Origin of the sequence: Streptomyces sp. NPDC048383, from assembly GCF_040651775.1 — a bacterium.
In the GTDB taxonomy this organism is placed as follows: Bacteria; Actinomycetota; Actinomycetes; order Streptomycetales; family Streptomycetaceae; genus Streptomyces.
On sequence record NZ_JBEZKS010000010.1, the window covers coordinates 145149 to 162432 of the forward strand.

At 75.0% G+C, this 17284-nt stretch carries 14 protein-coding genes, 1 tRNA gene and 1 pseudogene; 8 read left to right on the forward strand and 8 right to left on the reverse strand.

Features of this window, described 5'->3' with window-relative positions; translation table 11 throughout:
- The first annotated feature begins 17 nt into the window (after nucleotides 1-17).
- Nucleotides 18-737: a hypothetical protein gene (locus tag AB0D46_RS10325; protein WP_362876863.1), complete on the forward strand. Its 720-nt coding sequence runs from the start codon at nucleotides 18-20 to the stop codon at nucleotides 735-737.
- Nucleotides 738-846: 109 nt separating this feature from the next.
- Here the strand turns inward: AB0D46_RS10325 and AB0D46_RS10330 are convergent, their stop codons facing one another.
- From AB0D46_RS10330 to AB0D46_RS10350, 5 genes are all read right to left on the reverse strand, one after another.
- Nucleotides 847-2445: a phosphatase PAP2 family protein gene (locus AB0D46_RS10330; RefSeq protein WP_362876864.1), complete on the reverse strand. Its 1599-nt coding sequence runs from the start codon at nucleotides 2443-2445 to the stop codon at nucleotides 847-849.
- Nucleotides 2446-2592: 147 nt separating this feature from the next.
- The gene (locus tag AB0D46_RS10335) at nucleotides 2593-3969 is read right to left on the reverse strand and encodes a TQXA domain-containing protein (RefSeq protein ID WP_362876865.1); all 1377 of its coding nucleotides are present in this window, start codon (nucleotides 3967-3969) and stop codon (nucleotides 2593-2595) included.
- Between the two features lie 278 nt (nucleotides 3970-4247).
- Nucleotides 4248-4655, reverse strand: a complete 408-nt coding sequence (locus tag AB0D46_RS10340; RefSeq protein WP_362876866.1) for a single-stranded DNA-binding protein — start codon at nucleotides 4653-4655, stop codon at nucleotides 4248-4250.
- Between the two features lie 123 nt (nucleotides 4656-4778).
- The gene (locus AB0D46_RS10345) at nucleotides 4779-6710 is read right to left on the reverse strand and encodes a GTPase (protein ID WP_362876867.1); all 1932 of its coding nucleotides are present in this window, start codon (nucleotides 6708-6710) and stop codon (nucleotides 4779-4781) included.
- Nucleotides 6711-6714: 4 nt separating this feature from the next.
- Nucleotides 6715-8328: a dynamin family protein gene (locus AB0D46_RS10350; protein WP_362876882.1), complete on the reverse strand. Its 1614-nt coding sequence runs from the start codon at nucleotides 8326-8328 to the stop codon at nucleotides 6715-6717.
- Between the two features lie 332 nt (nucleotides 8329-8660).
- On the opposite strand from AB0D46_RS10350, the gene AB0D46_RS10355 reads away from it, so the two are divergent.
- Both AB0D46_RS10355 and AB0D46_RS10360 read left to right on the forward strand, forming a co-directional pair.
- Nucleotides 8661-8733: transfer RNA gene (locus tag AB0D46_RS10355), tRNA-Arg, on the forward strand.
- Nucleotides 8734-8919: 186 nt separating this feature from the next.
- Nucleotides 8920-9581 (forward strand): annotated as a pseudogene (locus tag AB0D46_RS10360) (response regulator transcription factor).
- 84 nt (nucleotides 9582-9665) lie between these two features.
- On the opposite strand, the gene AB0D46_RS10365 reads toward AB0D46_RS10360, so the two are convergent.
- Nucleotides 9666-10115 (reverse strand): phospholipase, encoded by a 450-nt coding sequence (locus AB0D46_RS10365; protein ID WP_362876883.1) that lies wholly within the window; start codon nucleotides 10113-10115, stop codon nucleotides 9666-9668.
- A gap of 256 nt (nucleotides 10116-10371) precedes the next feature.
- On the opposite strand from AB0D46_RS10365, the gene AB0D46_RS10370 reads away from it, so the two are divergent.
- The gene (locus AB0D46_RS10370; RefSeq protein WP_362876868.1) at nucleotides 10372-10893 is read left to right on the forward strand and encodes a hypothetical protein; all 522 of its coding nucleotides are present in this window, start codon (nucleotides 10372-10374) and stop codon (nucleotides 10891-10893) included.
- A gap of 43 nt (nucleotides 10894-10936) precedes the next feature.
- On the opposite strand, the gene AB0D46_RS10375 is transcribed toward AB0D46_RS10370, so the two are convergent.
- Entirely contained in the window at nucleotides 10937-11719 is a 783-nt protein-coding gene (locus AB0D46_RS10375; protein ID WP_362876869.1) for an alpha/beta hydrolase, read from the reverse strand.
- An 80-nt stretch (nucleotides 11720-11799) separates the two neighbouring features.
- Between AB0D46_RS10375 and AB0D46_RS10380 the strand changes: the two genes are divergently transcribed.
- Entirely contained in the window at nucleotides 11800-12501 is a 702-nt protein-coding gene (locus AB0D46_RS10380; protein WP_362876870.1) for a 4'-phosphopantetheinyl transferase superfamily protein, read from the forward strand.
- Between the two features lie 310 nt (nucleotides 12502-12811).
- Here AB0D46_RS10380 and AB0D46_RS10385 read toward each other — a convergent pair whose 3' ends face one another.
- The gene (locus AB0D46_RS10385; RefSeq protein ID WP_362876871.1) at nucleotides 12812-13489 is read right to left on the reverse strand and encodes a nucleoside deaminase; all 678 of its coding nucleotides are present in this window, start codon (nucleotides 13487-13489) and stop codon (nucleotides 12812-12814) included.
- Between the two features lie 41 nt (nucleotides 13490-13530).
- On the opposite strand from AB0D46_RS10385, the gene AB0D46_RS10390 reads away from it, so the two are divergent.
- From AB0D46_RS10390 to AB0D46_RS10400, 3 genes are all read left to right on the forward strand, one after another.
- The gene (locus AB0D46_RS10390) at nucleotides 13531-13950 is read left to right on the forward strand and encodes a GNAT family N-acetyltransferase (RefSeq protein ID WP_362876872.1); all 420 of its coding nucleotides are present in this window, start codon (nucleotides 13531-13533) and stop codon (nucleotides 13948-13950) included.
- 217 nt (nucleotides 13951-14167) lie between these two features.
- Nucleotides 14168-15628: a S8 family peptidase gene (locus AB0D46_RS10395; RefSeq protein ID WP_362876873.1), complete on the forward strand. Its 1461-nt coding sequence runs from the start codon at nucleotides 14168-14170 to the stop codon at nucleotides 15626-15628.
- A 227-nt stretch (nucleotides 15629-15855) separates the two neighbouring features.
- Nucleotides 15856-17148: a hypothetical protein gene (locus tag AB0D46_RS10400; protein ID WP_362876874.1), complete on the forward strand. Its 1293-nt coding sequence runs from the start codon at nucleotides 15856-15858 to the stop codon at nucleotides 17146-17148.
- Nucleotides 17149-17284 lie beyond the last annotated feature (136 nt).

Here is a 17284-nt window from a genome sequence, read left to right on the forward strand (position 1 = left end):
TCCATACCTGCGGGCGAATGGGTAGGTCAGAGGCCCCTGAGCTGGGGCGGGACGGCGACCTGCGGGCGATCCGGGCGCGGGGCGGCCGCGGGACGGGATCCGGTCGCGGGTTCCCCGGGAGGCAGGATGCCGCTGCGCCGCCCGGTGCAGGTAGACCCGGAGGCTCCCTGAACGGCAGTTCCCTCATCCCGCTCGTCATCGCGCTCATCGGGGTCGGCGGCACCCTCTTCGCCCCTCTGCTGACGCAACGCCTCGTCGCCCGCGTCCAGGCGGAGCAGGGTGGCCGGCAGGAACGGGTGGCCGAGGCCCAGTGGCGGCGCGAGCAGCAGGTGGCCGCGCTGGACAAGCGGCGCGACTGCTACGTGGCGGCGAACTCCGGCTACCGCCGCTTTCGCGTCGAGCTCATGAACTACCTGTGGCTGGTGGATGAGGACGCGCTCGCCCCGGAACGGCGAACGGCCCTGGAGGACGCGCGGCACGCGATGCACGCGTCCTTCGCCGAGGCCCGGATGGCCGCCTCCGGCGCGGTCCTGGCAGAACTGGACGCGGTGTCGCAGGCTTTCGCATCCCTGTACGACCGGGGCTTGCGGCTGGAGGAGGGTAGTCCGGCGCCGGACGGTTCGTTCGAGGAGATCCAGTCCGGGCTGCTGCGCGCGAACGAGCAGGGGGTCGTCAGGCGGGGCGCGATGCGCGCCCACGTGGGGGCGGAGCCGGGCCCGGCGGTGGAGCCCTACTGATGCGTACTCGACCAAACCCCGGGGACCCTCGTCCCGGTGCGCGGCCCGACAACGGGCGCGGCGCCCGGGCGGCGGCTGCGCCCCGGCCGTGGGGGCGGGGCGGTGGGCGTCAGTGGGGGCGGTAGACGGTGAGGGCGTCCGGGAGGGCGTCGAGGACGAAGGCGGCGGGGGCCTGGGCGTACTCCCCGTCGTAGGCGAGCGGGGTGCCCGGCGGGACGTCCGAGACGCGCAGGCTGCGCAGCTTGCTCGCGACGTGCACGGGGGAACGGGTCAGCGGGCCGGTGAACGCGGCGGCGAGGAGGCGGGGGCCGGGGCGGCCGCCGCCGAGGACGAGCCGCAGGTCGAGCAGGCCCTCGCCGAGGGTGGCGCGGCGGCGCGGGGTCGGGCCGGTTCCCTGGTAGGTGCCGTTGCCCGCGAAGAGGAGCCACACGCTCCGGGGCCGACCGGCCAGCCGGAGCCGTACGGGCCGCTCGGCGCGCAGCACCCGCCAGGCGGCCAGCAGCGCGGCCGGCCCGCCGCCGATCCGCGGCCCCCAGTGCAGCCGGTGCCGCAGCAGCTCCGGGTACGCCCCGACGCTGAAGTTGTTCAGGAAGTACCCCGAGTCCTCGCCCGGCCGGGGGCCGGCTCCGGGGACCGGGACGGAACCGGTGGCCGGGCTCACGTCCGGGTGGGGGCCGGTGGCCTTGGGCGCGGGGGCGTCGGGCGGCGTCGAGTCGGGTGCGGTCGGGTGGCGGGGGCCGGGGGTGAAGCGGCCGACGCCGACGCGGACCGCTTCGCCGGCCGCGACGGCCCGGCAGGTGTCGGCCGGGCCGGCGAGGCCGAGGTCCAGCGCGAAGTGGTTGAGGGTGCCGCCGGGGAACACCGCGAGCGGCACCCCGGCCCGTAGCGCGGCGGTGGCGGCGGCGTTGATCGTGCCGTCCCCGCCGCACACGCCGAGGACGGTCGCCCGGGACGCCGCGGCGGCCAGCTCGGCCACCAGCTCGCCGCTGCCGACCTCCACCAGCTCCGCCTTCGGCAGCCGCTCCCGCAGGACGTCCAGCCCGGCCTCCGCGGCCGTCCCGGACGCGGTGTTCACGACCACCGTCAGCCCTTCCCCGTCCGGCAGCGCGGGGACCCCGGGCGCGGGCCGCTCGTCACCCGGCACCACCCGGGCCTCCTGGGCGTCCCGCGCGAGTCGCCGTACGACGAATCCCGCGGCGACCCCGAGCGCCGCGCCCGTCACCACGTCGGACGGGTAGTGCACCCCGGTGTAGACGCGGGAGAAGGCCACCGACGCGGCGACCGGCGCCACCACGGCGCCCCAGCCCGGGGACTCCAGCGCCAGTCCGGCGGTGAACGCGAAGGCCGACGCCGCGTGCCCGGACGGGAAGGAGGTGGTCTGCGGCTGCGTGTGGAGCTGCCGCACGGCCGGCACCCCGTCGAGCAGCGGGCGGGGCCTGCGGACCGACCACTTGCCGACGGTGTTGATGGTCGCCGAGGCCAGTGCCAGCGAGGCGGCCCCGCGCACGGCGGCCTTGCGGGCCCGGGGGGAGCCGAGCACGCTGATCGCCACCGCGGTCCCGCCCCACAGGACGCCGTGGTTCGCGGCCCGCCCGAGGCGCGGCAGCACCCGATCGGCCCCGGGCCAGTGCCGGCGTGCCACGGCTTCGAACAGCTGCCGGTCCCACCGCGCGACCGTGCCCCGCCATGTCAGTTCTTGATCACCCATTTCCAGCGCTTACCCCGTGGACCGGATCCGAAATCAGACGCGCCCCGAACGCCGGGCGATCGGCCCCACCCCCGACCCCGGACGCCGGACGCCGGAGCGTCCGGGCCCCGGCATCGGCGCGCCCGGACGGAGTGCGGACCGGCGGCCCTACGCTCCCTCCTCCTCAGGGCGCTCGCCGGCGTGCTCGCCTTCGAGCGGGCGCTTGCGCAGGAGGAGGACGACCATGCCGCCCAGGACCACCAGGCCGACGGCCAGGGACGCGATCACCGGGGTCGCGGCGGAGCTGCCGCTGGAGGCCAGCCGTTCCTCGTCCGGCGATGCGGCGCCCGCCGCGCCGGTGGCTTCGGCGACGGGGACCTCGCTCGCCCCGGCCAGGGTTCCGACGGGCCCCGCGGCGGCCGAGCCCGCACCGACGGAGCCCGTGCCGACGGAACCCGCGGCGGACGAGCCCGTGCCGGCCCGGCCCGTCGTGGCCCGTCCCGGTACGGGCCACGTCGCGGCGGCCCCGGCCGAGGCCGCCGATTCGCTGGAGCCGGCCACGATCTGCGCCTCGGCGGGGACGCCACTGCTGAAGATCCGCCCGACGGGGACCTTGGTGGAGCCCTGGACGGTGACGGAGGCCGTGCCGTCGGGGGTGCCCGCCGGGACCTCGAAGTACAGACGGCTCCCGTCGGCGGCGGAGGTCAGCGGCTTGCCGTCGGCGTCGACGACCCGCACGCCCATGGCGATGGCCGCCGCGTCCGGCGTGACGCTCACGCTCTGCGCCCGGGTCCGCACCGTGACGGGGCCGATGCGACTGCCGGCCGCCCCGGTGACGGGTCCCGCCGCCGGGCCGGGTTCCAACCCCAGTGAGGGGGGAGGTTCCGGCATCCGGCCCGCTTCCCGCTGGAGGTAGTCGGCCAGGAGTTCGGCAGCCGGGTCCGCGGCCTCCACCGGGGCCCCGTCGGCCAGTCTCCAGATCGCCACCTGGGTACCGGCGGCCGCGCTCTCGGCGGTCAGCGCGCCGGCTCCCGAGGCCTTGGCGAGCCCGGCCAGGTCGTTGAGTTGGGGGTAGGAGTGCTCCAGCACCCAGCGGATGCGGCCCGCCTCGGCGTTCCCGGCGAGCGGGCTGCCGCCCCAACCGGTCTCGGTGAAGCGGGCCTGTGGCTGCGCGTATCCCGCGACGCCGACTCCGTACGTCTGGAGGGTGCCGCCGCCGTCGACCCGCATCTCGTGGAGGCCGGCCGGGATCTGCCGGACCGAGCCGTCCCCGGCGCGCAGGACGGCCTGCCCGTACGTCTTGAGTCCGTCGAGGACGGCGCCGGCCCCCTCGGTGGCACGGCCCGGGACGGGGCCGGCGTCCGCCGCGGCCCGGCCCCCCGGTGTGGCGGTGAAGGCCGCTGCCGCCAACAGGGCCACGGCGAGCGGCCGTCGTACGGAGGGCCGCCCCCCGCCGGAGCCCGCGGCGGGGACGGGGCCACCGGCGGGGGCTCCGGCTGAGTCGGTGGAGCCTGCGGAGCCGGGCGCCGGAGCGGCAGGAGGCACCGCCAGGACGGTAAGCGGAACCGCGGGCGCGGGGGTTGCGGGCGTGGGGTGGGCGCCGGGCTCGGCCCAGGGCGCGGACCCCGGTCTCCCCGCTGCCGCAGCGCCGACGCCGGCGCCGGCGACGAGCGCCGAGGACGCCACGGGAACCGCGGCCGCGGCGGATGTGGAGGATTCGGAGGATGCGGAGGATGCGGGAACAGCGATCGACACAGTCTTCCCCTTCGGGCCAAAGACCCAGGTGCCCGTGAGTACCGGGGAATCCTAGCCGCCTCGAACACTCAGACCACCGCCGCGTTCTGAGTGCCCATCAGCGGGGTGTCCGTCCTGACCACCCGACGGAACGCCGCCGTGCCGCGGTTGAGGTCGTGTCCGATCGCGATCGCGTCGATGTCGGCGGAGAACCACCGGACGCCGTCGCCGTCGGGCGGGTCCTCCCGGACCCGCAACCGTCCGTGCACCACGAGCGGTTCGCCGACGGACACGGAACCGGCCAGGTTCACCGCCAGTACACGGCGTGCCCACACCGTGTAAAAACTGGTGGCCGCGTCCGTCCAGGTGTCCGTCCGCCGGTCGAAGTACCTCGGCGTGACGGCGAAGCGGAACCTCGCCGACGGGCCGGTGGTCGTCTCCTTGAAGTCGATCTGCGTCGCCACGTACCCGACCAGCGTCACCAGGGTGTCGTTCATCCCGGCCGCCCTCCCCACGTCTGCCCACCCGCGCGGGCCCTCCGCCCGGGTACCCCCGCGGACCTGCCGCGCGAGGTACGACCATGCTGGGCCCGGGCCCCCGATCCCGCTTCGGCCTGTGGACTACTGGCGGGTTGTGGACAACCTCGTCCCCCCTGCGGCGACCGTGGCGTACTGCTCGCGCACCTCCCGGTAGCGCAGCAGTTCGGCCGCGACCGGCTCCAGGACCCGGGCCCGTCCACAGCCCGCGGCGGCCTGTCGCAGCCGCCGTTCGGCGTCCTGCCCGTAGCGGCGGGCCGGACCGCGGGCCGCGAGGGAGCAGGCCCACTCCACCAGCGGCCCGCCGATGATGCCGGCGACCATGAAGAGCACCGGCGGCATGAGCTTCGGTTCCAGGACGCCCACGATCTGCCCGACGAGCCACAGCCCGCCGAAGATCTGAACGAGCGTCATGGCCGCCTGCGCGAGCACGGCGACGGGCCACCACGTCGGGCGTGGCGGCTTCGCGCCGGGGGCGGTGACGGCGGGCCCGAGCGTCACGGCCAGCTGGTCCAACGCCTCGGGCAGCTGTTCGCCGCCGCGCACGGCGGTCTCCCGTACGGCCTGCGCCCAGGGGTCGGGCAGCCCGATGACCGCCTCGTCGGCGACCGTCCGCACGGCCTGTTCGACCCGCTGCCGGGCGGTCACCTCCTCCTCCACGGGAGCCTGCGCGGTGGGCGTGCCGGAGCGGCCGATCGCGGCGAGCGCGGCCAGTCCGGCCAGGGAGCGCGGGGCGCGGCGGCCCTCGTACCACCGCCACAGCCGCAGCCAGGGCGTCCCGCACGCCTTTCCGGCGTTGCGCCGCCAGGCCCGCTCGGCGGCGAGGCCCGCGGCGTACGCGCCGACGGCTTCCGCGAGCCTGTCCTCGAACTCGGCGCGCGCCCCCTCGCCGATCTCCGGTCCCGCGTGTCCGTCGGCCACGTACAGCGGGCGCAGGCGCAGCGCGGCCCGGTCGAGATCGGCGGAGATCCGTCGGGTCGCGGCGCCCTTCTCCTGGGTGAACTGTCCGAGGAGTTCGCGGAGTTCCCCGACGCCTTCACCCGTGAGGGCGGACAGTCCGAGGACGGTGGCTCCGGGTTCGCCGTGTTCGCCGAGCGCGATGCCGTCGTCGTCGAGGAGTCTGCGCAGGTCGTCGAGGACGAGGTCGGCGGACTCGCCCGGCAGCCGGTCCACCTGGTTCAGCACGACGAAGGTGATCTCGGCGTGTCCGGCGAGCGGCCGCAGGTACCGCTCGTGCAGGACGGCGTCCGCGTACTTCTCGGGGTCGACGACCCACACCACCGCGTCGACCAGCGCCAGGACCCGGTCCACGTGGTCGCGGTGCACGCCGAGCGCCGAGTCCAGGTCGGGCAGGTCGACGAGGACCATGCCGCGCAGGGCCTCCGCCTCGGAGGTCTCGCGGGGCCGGCGGCGCAGCCGGCCCGGGATCTCCAGCCGGTCCAGCAGGCCCGCGGCCCCGTCCGACCAGCTGCACGCGATCGGTGCGGCGGTGGTCGGGCGGCGCAGCCCGGTTTCGGAGATCTGCACTCCGGCGAGTGAATTGAACAGCGTGGACTTGCCGCTTCCGGTGGCTCCGGCGATGGCGACCACGGTGTGCTGCGGGGACAGCCCGCGGCGTGCCGCGGCCTCGTCGAGGACCCGGCCGGCCTCGGCGAGGGTCTTGCCGTCGAGGCGGGTCCGGGACAGTCCGACGAGCTGGCGCAGGGCGTCGAGGCGGGTCCGCAGGGCCTGGGCCTCGGGGCTGAGCGGCGGCGCGGCGACCTTGCCGCCGTCGCTGCCGGCCCCGGACACGGCGCGGACGAGTTCCTCGTCGCCCTCGTTCAGCGCCTCGGCGTCCTCGTGGTCCCCGTCGCACAGGCCCTCGTCGCAGAGGCCTTCGCCGCACAGTTCGCCGCCGGTGCCGGTGCCGGGTACGGCGCCCAGGCCTCGGCGGCCCTTGGGTCGGGGGCGGGAGCGCGCGATGAACCCGTCGTCCCAGCGGTCGTCGGTGCGGTCACGGTCGGTCAGGGCGGTCACCGCGTCACCTCTCCTTCTGCAGTAGGGACAGCGCGGCGATCAGTTCGGCCTGTGGTTCCGGGGTCACTTCGAGCGCTTCCAGGGGGGCGAGGCGGCGGTCGCGTTCGGCGCGGAGCACCTCGTCGAGGTGGTCCCCGACCAGTTCTCCGCCCCGGTCGCGCAGGCGTACGGCGGCCTGGACGCCGATCCGCTCGGCGAGCTTCTCCCCGGCGGGGCGGGCGCGCTTGCCGCCGAGGAGGGCGGCGACGAGGAGGGCCGCGACGCCGTCGGGGTCGGGCGGCGGCTGCTTGTCGAGCCCGGCGACCTCTTCCTCGGCGAGTTCCTCCAGGACGCGCCGCCAGCGCCGTACGGCCATGCCGATACGTTCCGCCGCCTCCCGGTCGGGGGCGGGCAGGGACACCGCCGCGGCGGCCGGTTCACGGCGCCAGGCTTCGGCGATCCGCTCGTCGGCGGCGGCGACGGCGCACTGGAGCAGCGCGGCGAGGGATTCGGCGAGGGAGTCCAGCAGCTCGTCGGCGCTGGTGTCGAGGGGGTAGCCGCGCCAGCGGGTCAGCGCGTCCCCGGCGAGGACGGCGCCCTGGTCGAGGCGGTTGCGGACCCGCTTGCCCTCCCGCTTGTACGCGTCCTCGACGGCCGAGGTCAGCCGTACGGCGGCGGCGTGCTGGGCGGCGACGGCCGAGGCGAGCTCCGGCATCCGCCGTCCGAGGGAGTCGAGCGCGCCCAGCGCGGTGCGCCCGACGGCGTACTGCCGGGCGGCCGGGTCCTGCGCGTGGTGGCTGAGCCAGGCGAGCAGCGGCGCGACGGCGCTGGCCGGCAGCAGCCCGCCCCCGCCGGCCGACTCGGGCAGCTCGGGCACCGTGAACCGCGGTACGTCACCCAGCCCGGCCCGCGTGAGCAGGGCCCCGTACTGCCGCGAGACCTCGGTGAGCACCTGGTGCGGGACCCGGTCGAGGACGGTGACCAGGGTGGCCTTGTACTGCTTGGCGGTGCGCAGCAGGTGCCAGGGCACGGCGTCGGCGTACCGCGAGGCGGTGGTGACCATGACCCAGACGTCGGCGGCGCAGATGAGTTCGGCGGCGAGCGTCCGGTGCTCGACGATGAGGGAGTCGATGTCGGGGGCGTCGAGGATGGCGAGCCCGCGCGGGAGGGTGGCGACGGTCTCGATCCGCAGTTCGCGGGCGGAGGAGCGGCGGTTCTGGGTGCGGAGGGTGTTCTTCTTGGCCGGGCCGGTGGGTTCGTCGTCCTCCTGGGGCGCCCAGACGCGCATCAGGTCGGGGAGGATCCGCATCCCGGCGAACCAGTGGTGGTCATCCGGATGGCAGACGAGCACCGGTGTGCGCGTCGTGGGGCGCAGCACTCCGGCTTCGCTGACCTGACGGCCGACGAGGGAGTTGACGAGGGTGGACTTGCCGGCCCCGGTCGACCCGCCGATGACGGCGAGCAGGGGCGCCTCTGGCGCCTTGAGCCGGGGCACGAGGTAGTCGTCGAGCTGCGCGAGCAGCTCGGCTCTGGTCTGGCGGGCGCGCGGAGCGCCGGGCAGGGGCAGCGGCAGACGCACGGACGCCACCCGGTCGCGCAGGGCGGACAGGGCATCGAGCAACTGGGGCCGTACATCCAAGGTCACCACATGCGAAGAATGCCCAATTTAGGAGCATTTTTGAAGCTTATACGCCCTCTGCGCGCCGACCGCCACTCCGGCGGAACATCAGGGACACGGCGGACGAGTGGGACGCAGGCATAACGAGTGCACAACACCCAGGGCGACGCGGCGCAAAAGCGGTGCGAGAATCGCACCTGCCTGCGAGTATCGGGACCGCTTCACCGAACCTCCACATCGTGGCCCGCGAGTGAAGCAACCGGGACAAGGCAACCGGAGCCCTATCCTTGACCCGGCACGGACGGACGCCCCACCCCCACCCAGGGGCTCCAGGCCACCACGGCCACCTTCCGGCCCCCGTAGCTCAGTGGATAGAGCAGGTGCCTTCTAAGCACTTGGCCGCAGGTTCGAGTCCTGCCGGGGGCACTCTTCCCGTCCCACCCTCAGCCCTCCCTCCGGGGAGGGCTTTCGTATGCGCGGGTCCGGGGGCGCGGGGTGGCGCCCTGAGCCGGGGGCGGGGCCGGGGGTACGGGGCTCGTCGGCCTCGAGGAACGGATCGGCGCACTCGGCGGCACGCTCACCGCCGGGCCGCACGCGGGTACGGCGCTGGGTGTGATCATCCGCGTCCTCTTGGCCGACGATCAGGAATCCGTTCGCATCGGCGTCCGCCCGATCCTGGACGCCCAGCCGGACACGGAGGTCGTCGGTGAGGCCATGGGCGGCGTCCAAGCCATCGAACCGGCCGAGAAGTTGAGGCCGGACGTCGTACTGGCCGACATCCGGATGCCGCGCCTCGACGGCCTGGAGGTCACGCGCAGGCTGGCCGGGCCGGACCGGAAGCCGTCGAGCCCCTGCGCGTGGTCGTGGTGACCACCTTCGGGTTGGACGAGTACGTGCACACCGCGCTGCGTCACGGCGCCTGCGGCTTCCTGCTGATGCGCGCCGGACCGGCGCTCCTGGTGGAGGCCGTACGTGCCGCGGTGGCAGGGGACACGCCGATCAGCCCCGCGATCACCGTGCGGCTGCTGGAACACCTCAAGTCGGTGGGTGCGGCCAGGAGTCGGGCGCCGCAGCTGATCGAGTCCCTCACGGAACGCGAGTCCGAGATAGCCGCTCTCGTCGCCAAGGGGCCAACCAACGCGGAGAGCGGGACGGAGTTGTTCGTCTCGGCGGGCACGGCCAAGACCCACATTGCCGACGTTCAGCGCAAACTCGCCGTGCGCAATCGGGTCGGCATCGCGGCCTGGGCGTGGGAGAGCGGCCTCACCGCTTGATCGGGGCGCTCTGGGTGCGGAGCTTCGCCCATCAGCGTCTGAGGGTTGCGGATTGCGGAGCGGTGGTACGGCGGGGCGGGTGGATCAACCGGCGCGGTCGAGGGGGACTCCGAAGGCGCGTACGGCCTCGTAGTACGTGCGGGCCGTGGCGTCGCAGGAGGCCTTCTTAACGGGCTCGTAGCGGGCGCAGACGCGTTTGAGATCCGCGTGGAAGGCGTCGTCCAGGCGGGATTTCGCGGCCCGGAAGGAGCCTGCCGCCTTGTGGTTGCGGTAGCCGAAGTCGTGGCGGGCGCACGCCGTCCGGAAGGGGAAGCCGAAGGGGTTGTCGGGGGAGGTCGTGCAGTGGTCGGTCGACCAGTCGAACGCGTACGCCGCCCAGGACGCCCGGTCCGCCCGTGCGACGGCCCAGGCGTCGTGGCTCGCCGCTCCGGTCCGCGTCCAGCCGTCGAGCACCAGCGACTTGTCCGCCGGGACGGCCCGGACAGTGGGAGTCGCCCGGGCGGGGCTCGCGAGGGCGAGCAGGCACGCGGCCAGCGCGCAGGCGAGGGGGACGGTGGGGCGGCGACGCACGACGGGACCTCCCGGTGGGGTGGGGCGGGGAGGACGGCGGCGCCCGCCGGGCTCCAATCCCCCCACGGACCTGTAACGCGCGGGGCGCTCCGGGGTGGCGGGGTGGCGGGGTGGCGGTCAAGCCCCTCTCAGGTATGAGGCCGTATCCGACTTGCGGCAGAGACGAACTTGATACCGCGGAGGGACGCGCCCCGCACCCGCCCTCGGAACACTTGACCCTATGAACCGCCGACCGCTCGTGATCGCCGCCGCTGCCGTGGGAGTGCTGGCCACGGCCGCCTTCGCCCTGCCCAACCTGCCGCCGAACCCCGTCACCAACGCGCTGGACGACCGGGTTCTGCACGAGAAGGGCAAGCGCTTCGCCACCGCCGCCGACGCGCCCGCGCGTGGCGACCGGGCGTTCGTGCTGCCGAGTTGGATACCGGCGGACGCCACGGACATACGGATAAGGGTCCGGACGAACGGCGAGGCTCGGCTGATCCGCTTCACCCTGGGCCGGACCGCGCTCGACGGTCCGCAGTGCACCGCCGGCACCCAGAAGGTGAAGGGCGGCCCCCGGCTGGCCGCCCGCTGGTGGCCGGGTGACACGAGGGCGGAGGAGCGTCCCGAGTGCCGGGACCGGCACCAGTACCAGGTGGCGGTGCGCGGCAAGCGGGTCTACGCCTGGACCGACGGCACCCCGTCCCCGGGCGCCCCGGCCAAGCGGAGCGCGGGAGTCGTCAGGACCGCCGGGCAAGGCTGAGCGGCGCGGCGAAACTCCGCGTCTCCGATAGGGACTTCGGCGGCTACCCAACCTCGGCCGTGCCGTCCCGCAGGAGGGCCGACGCGGTCCGGGCGAAGGCGTCCGGGTTGTCCAGCATGATGTTGTGCCCGCAGTCCGGTACGGGCAGGACGCGCACTCCGGCGGCCTCCAGGGCTTCGGTCCCGGCGGGGGCTCCGTCCGCCTCCGGATACAGGAAGCCGCGTGGGATCCTCAGGTCCAGCAGCAGGTCGCGCATGGTGGGCGTCGTACCGGTCACGAGGTGCACGGCGCTGCGGTGCAGGGCGGTCCGGCCGGCCAGCCGCATGGTCGACCACCAGTGGGCGCCGGCCCGCTCGCGCACCTCGGCCCAGCCCCCGGCCAGGAACTCCTCCTCCGTATAGGAGGCGATCCCGCTGCTGCCGGGGGCGCGGGGGACCCGGGGCATCGGGTCCAGGTTCGCGTCGACCAGGACGAGCCGGGACACCAGTTCGGGGTGGCGGGCGGCCAGCACGATGGCGACGGCTCCGCCCATGCTGTGTCCGATCACCTCGGCCGCCTCGACGTGGGCTTCGGTGAGCGCCCGTGCCAGGGCGGCGTGGGCTTCCAGGGTGTAGGAGAAGGTGTCGGGCCGGTCGCTGTGTCCGTGCCCGAGGAGGTCGACCAGCAGCGAGCGCCTGCCCGCGAGCAGCGGATGCACGGCGGTGGCCGCGAAGTAGGCGGGCGAGGTGGCGCCGAGCCCGTGGACGTACACCCGGGCCGGGTCCTCCCCGGGCAGTTCGACCCAACGGATCCGGTCGCCTTCCGGCGTCACCACGGCACTGTGCACGGTCTCTCCCCCTGGAGCTGATCATTACGAACCCGGCCGAGGGTAACCGGGCCGTCGATCTCCTCGTCTACCCTGCTCGGATGACCGAGTACGTGAATCAGCTCGGCGGTGACATACCGCGTACGGGCACGCTGCCCGTGGGATCGGACGCCGTCGTGTGGTCCCTGGACACCACGCGTGCGGTGATCGGCGGCCACCGGACCGACGAGGCCGCGTCGCTGCTCGACGCGGCCGAACGGGACCGGCTGGGCCGGCTGCTGCGCCCGCACGACCGGCGCAGCTACCTCGCCTCCCACATCGGGCTGCGGGTGCTGCTCGGCGCCTACTTGGGCCTGGCCCCCGAGAAGGTCACGCTGGTCCGCGAGGACTGCCCGTGCTGCGGGGGCCCGCACGGCAGGCCCGCCGTCGCGGGTGGCGCGGTGCACTTCTCGCTGTCGCACAGCGCGGACATGGCCTACTTCGCCGTCGCGGGCGTCCCGGTCGGCGTCGATGTGGAGGGCCTCCCGAACGAGGGGGCCGTGGGCGACGTGATCGGCACCCTGCACCCGGCGGAGACCGCCGAACTGACCGCCCTCCCGGTGACGGACCGGCAGGCGGCCCTGGCCCGGCTGTGGTCCCGCAAGGAGGCCTACCTCAAGGCCACCGGCACCGGGCTCGCCCTCGGCCTGATCGAGCCGTACGTCGGCTCGGCCGCCACCCCGGCCCCCGTCCCGGGCTGGTCCCTCCGCGACCTCCCGGCTCCACCCGCCTACGCGGCCGCCCTAGCGGTCCGCACACCCTGACGGCCCCCGTCGCCCCAGGCCCACCCCCATCCCATCCCGACCCGACACGCGGCCGCGGCGGCGCGCGCGACTGCAACGGCGCAAGGCCGGGACCGGCAGCGGGCCCGCGCGGCGCCCGACGCCGACGGCGCGAGGCCGACACGGTGCACGGCCGGGGCCGGCAGCGGGCCCGCGCGGCGCCCGACGGCGACGGCGACGGCGACGGCGACGGCGCACAGTCAACGCGGCGCCCGACGGCGACGGCGCGCGGTCTGCGGGGGGCGTGGCCGGCGCCGACGGCGCGCGGTCCGCGGGGGCGTGGCCGGCGCCGTCAGCGGGGGCTCCGGTGGCGGCCCTCCCGGTTCCGCGCGGCCTCCGTCAGCGCGGGCCACAACCGGGCCAGCCACTTCTCCACCGGGTCGTTCTCCGGGAGCCCCGGCGGGACGGAGTCGTGGAGCGCGGCCGTCTCCGGCTCGGCGCTCCGGTGGTGGCGCAGGACCTCCGGTTCGCCGGGTCCCGTCGCGGCCGCCGCCACGCTGCGCAGGAACATCACGTTCGCGGCGAGCAGCCAGAGCGTGCCGGTTGCGGGTGCGGCCCCGGAGGACCCGGTCGAGCCCGTCGCGAGTGCCCACGGGTCGGGTGCGAGGTGACGCACGGCGCCGACCCCGCAGAACCGGGCCGCCGCCGCGCACATCGCGCACGGCTCCTGGGTGCTCCACAACGTCGTGGCGCCGAGGTCCCATCCCGTCCGGGCGGCCCCGAGTACGTTCATCTCCGCGTGGGCGAGGGGGGTCCCCCGCAGCGGGCCGGTGCCCGGGCCGTCGGTTCCGGGCTCCTCGTAGGCCTCGTTGCGCCCCTCTGCCAATACGGTCCCCGTCGGGTCCGTCAGCACCGCCCCGACCGCCAGGCCGCCGGCCACCAGCGCCTCGTACGCCCGGCCCAGGGAGCGGCGTACCGCTTCGGGTGCCGTGTGCCACGCCGTCTCGAACTCCCCGCCCGCACGCGTCATGTCGGCATGATCACACGGGTCCGGCCCCTATCGTGACGGGCATGGACATCCGCCCCGCCACCACCGCCGCCGAACTACGAGCCGCCGAGGGGCTCTTCGACGGTCCCGCCCGCGAGGAGTGGTCCGAGCGCTTCCTGCGTTCCCCCGGCCACCTGATGCTGATCGCCTACGTCGACGGGGTACCTGCCGGCATGGTGTCCGGCGTCGAGATGAGCCACCCGGACAAGGGCACCGAGATGTGCCTGTACGAACTCTCCGTGGACGAGGGCTACCGGCGGCGCGGCATCGGCCGCGCCCTCACCGAGGCCCTTGCCGCGGAAGCGGCGAGGCGGGGTTGCTACGGCATGTGGGTGGGCGTCGACACGGACAACGAGGCAGCGCTCGCCACGTACACCGCGTCCGGCGCGCAGGACGAGGGCGTCTTCACGATGCGCGGCTGGCCCCTACCCCCCACCTCCTGACCCGCGCCCCGACGCGGAGGCGGGGACCGCCGAATCCCCGTCACCCCCCTGCCCCGCCGCCGACCTCGCCGGGGTCCGGCTGCGACGCGCGGAGCACTGCCCGCGCAACCGCTCCGCCCGGCAGGCGCCGGCTCGGGGACCCCTTGGGCGGCGTGTCGTGCGGCCAGTCGGCGCACCCTCCGCGCGCCACCGACCCGGCGGCGGGAGCGTCGGGAGCATGACCGCACTGACCGCGCTCCTCCCCGCCGCCGCCCTGCTCGCGGCGGCCGCCGCGCTCCCGCCGCCGGCAACCAACGACACGGCCGGGTCCGAAGCGCCCACCGCCTCCTACGTGGTGGTCCTCAAGGACGCCACCCCCCGCGCCCCGACCCGCGCCTTGGCCGCGGAGGCCGCGGAGGCCGGGGACCGGGTGGGGGCGGTCTACGACACCGTGCTCAACGGCTTCACGGTCCGGACCACCGCGGCCCGCGCGGCCGGCCTCGCCGCCGACCCCCGGGTGGCCTCCGTCGAACCGGACACGGACTTCCGAATCTCCGACGAGGCCCCCACACCGGCCACACCGGCCCCAATTGCCCCACCCGCACCCGCACCGGCCACCTCAGCGCCCGCTCCCCCACCCGGCACTCCCGCACCGACCGCTACCCCCGGCACCCAGACCCCGCCCAACACCCCCGCCACCCAGCCCGTCCCCACCCCCGACACCCCCACCACCCCGGCCGCAGCTCCGGCCCCGGCTCCCGCCCCGGTCACCATCCCCACCCCACCCGTCCCCCCCGCCGCACCCACTCCCACCCTCACCCCCGCCCCCGTCAGTGCCCCGCTCACCGCGCAGGCCGCCGCACCCTGGCCGCTCGACCGGATCGACCAGCGCGAGCTGCCGCTCGACGGTTCGTACACGTACGCGACCAAGGCGCAGGGCGTCACGGTGTACGTCGTCGACACCGGGATCAACACCGCGCACCAGGAGTTCGGGGGCCGGGCCCGGGCCGGGTACAACGCGGTGTTCCTGGAGGGCGCGGCCGACTGCAACGGTCACGGCACGCACGTCGCCGCGACCGTCGGCGGGGCCACGTACGGGGTGGCCAAGGGGGTCTCCCTGGTCGGCGTGAAGGTCGCCGACTGTCGGGGCGACGGCAAGCTGTCGGCGATCCTGCGGGGTCTCGACTGGCTGGTGAAGGACGCCGCCCGGCACACCGCCCGGGGCCCGGCCGTCGTCAACATGAGCATGGGCGGCACCCGCAGCCGGGCCATGGACGCGGCGGTGGTCCGTGCCGTGGCGTCGGGGATCACCTTCGCCGTGGCGGCCGGCAATGACGGCGGGAACGCCTGCGCCGGCTCCCCGGCAGCCGTCCCACAGGCCCTGACGGTGGGCGCCACGGACTCCGCCGACCGGCGACCGGCGTTCTCCAACCACGGCCGCTGCGTGGACCTTTCGGCGCCGGGCGTGGGCGTCACCTCGGCGTGGAAGGGCTCGGCGACGGCCCTCGCCCGCTCCTCCGGCACCTCCATGGCGGCCCCGCACGTGGCGGGCGCGGCCGCGCTGCTGCTGGCCGGCGGCACCGTCCGTACGCCCGACCAGGTGGCACGGGCGCTGCGGAGCGGCGCCATCCCGAACCGGATCACCGGCCTGCCCGCCGGCACCGCGAACCTGCTCCTGCACACCCCGACGGCCCCCTGAGGCGACGGCGGCACCCGGGCGGTCCCATCCGCCGCCACCGACCAGTCGGTATCCGATGTCCCATCAGACCGGTTCTGATGGGACATCAATGTGTGGGTGCTTCGGGCGAAACCCATCCATTGACTTCTCATCACCGCGACGCGTCAATGACGGCCTCCGCACCGGCTCAACCTCCCCCACACAGCGGGTGGGGGGAGGGGTTCGTCTGACGAAGGAGTCGCGACCCAGTGAGTACAACGTTCCGACGAAGAATGCTGGCCGGGGCGGGCGCCCTTTCCCTCGCCCTGACGGGCGGCGTCGTGGCCCTGACGGGAACGGCGCAGGCCGCGACCAAAACCACGCCGGTACCCGTGAAGTGTGTCGCCCCCGCGCCCCAGCCGGGCGCCAACGGCACCCAGGACTTCACGGTCACGGTCCCCGACACCGCCAAGGCGGGTCAGTCCGTGCCGATCACCATCGATCCGGGCGAGACCCCCGTCGTCCCGATGTTCACCATCGACACGGTGAACACGATCAAGATGAAGCTGCTCGTCGGCGGGGTCGCCCAGACGGTGACCAGCCCGGCCGTCCCGAGCCACCAGGAGGCCGGGAAGAAGGCGGACCCGCCCGCGTTCAGCGGGAACATCACCCTCCCCGAGGGCACCGAAGGCACCACCGTCCAGATCACGATCGACCAGGTGGTCACGGACGCCGACCTGGGCGGCACCGTCTACACCACGACGTGTACGCCGGATCCGCGGCCCAGCGCCTCGGTCGGATCGATCGCCTCCGAGGCGCTGCCCAAGGATCCGGTCACGACGAAGCTGACGCCCAACAGCGGCCCGGCGGGCACCGCCGTGGTCGTCACCGGCGCCAACTTCCCGGCCGGCGCGGTCTCCTGTTCCGCGCTGCTCGGTGGTGCGGCCACCGGTGACACGGGTACCGGTACGGCGTCCGCGTCCGGCGCCGCGACCTGCGACATCACGGTCACCAAGAAGGCCGACGCGATCAGGATCGACGGTTCGACGCTCGCGCCCAAGCCCTTCGTGTTCGTCGAGGAGCAGGCGGGCGTCAAGAACCCGGTGGACATCGAGGTGCTGCCCGGGCCGCTGGCCCTCGGCCCGAAGGACGGCCAGCCGGCCGTCAGCTTCGGTTCGGTGACCATCAACGGCAAGTCCCAGTCGGTGTTCGGCGCGTTCAACGCCGCGACCGTCCAGGACTTCCGCGGCGGCAGCCTCGGCTGGGACGTGACGGCGACCCGTACGCCGTTCCTGAACCAGACGACCGGCCACTCGATGGCGAAGGCGCAGCTCGGCATCCAGCCGTCCTGCACCGTCACCAACCCGGACAGCCCCAGCACCTGCACCGCGGGCACCCCGGGCGCGATCACCGACACCCCGATGAAGGTCGCCTCGCAGGCGGCCGGCGGTGACGAGCTGACCGGCGGCGAGTTCGCCGTGGGCGGCGCGGCGATGCTCCAGCTGCCGCCGTTCATGTTCGCCGACACCTACCAGTCGGTCGTGACGTTCTCGATCGCCTGACCGGGCCCGACCCGGGGTGGTGCGGCGCTCCGGCGCCGCACTCATCGACGAGATGATCGCCGCGTTCCCCCAGGACCAGAAGGACCGCCTCGCCGAGCGGTACGGGACCCTGACCCTCGACCCGGGCTCCATCCGG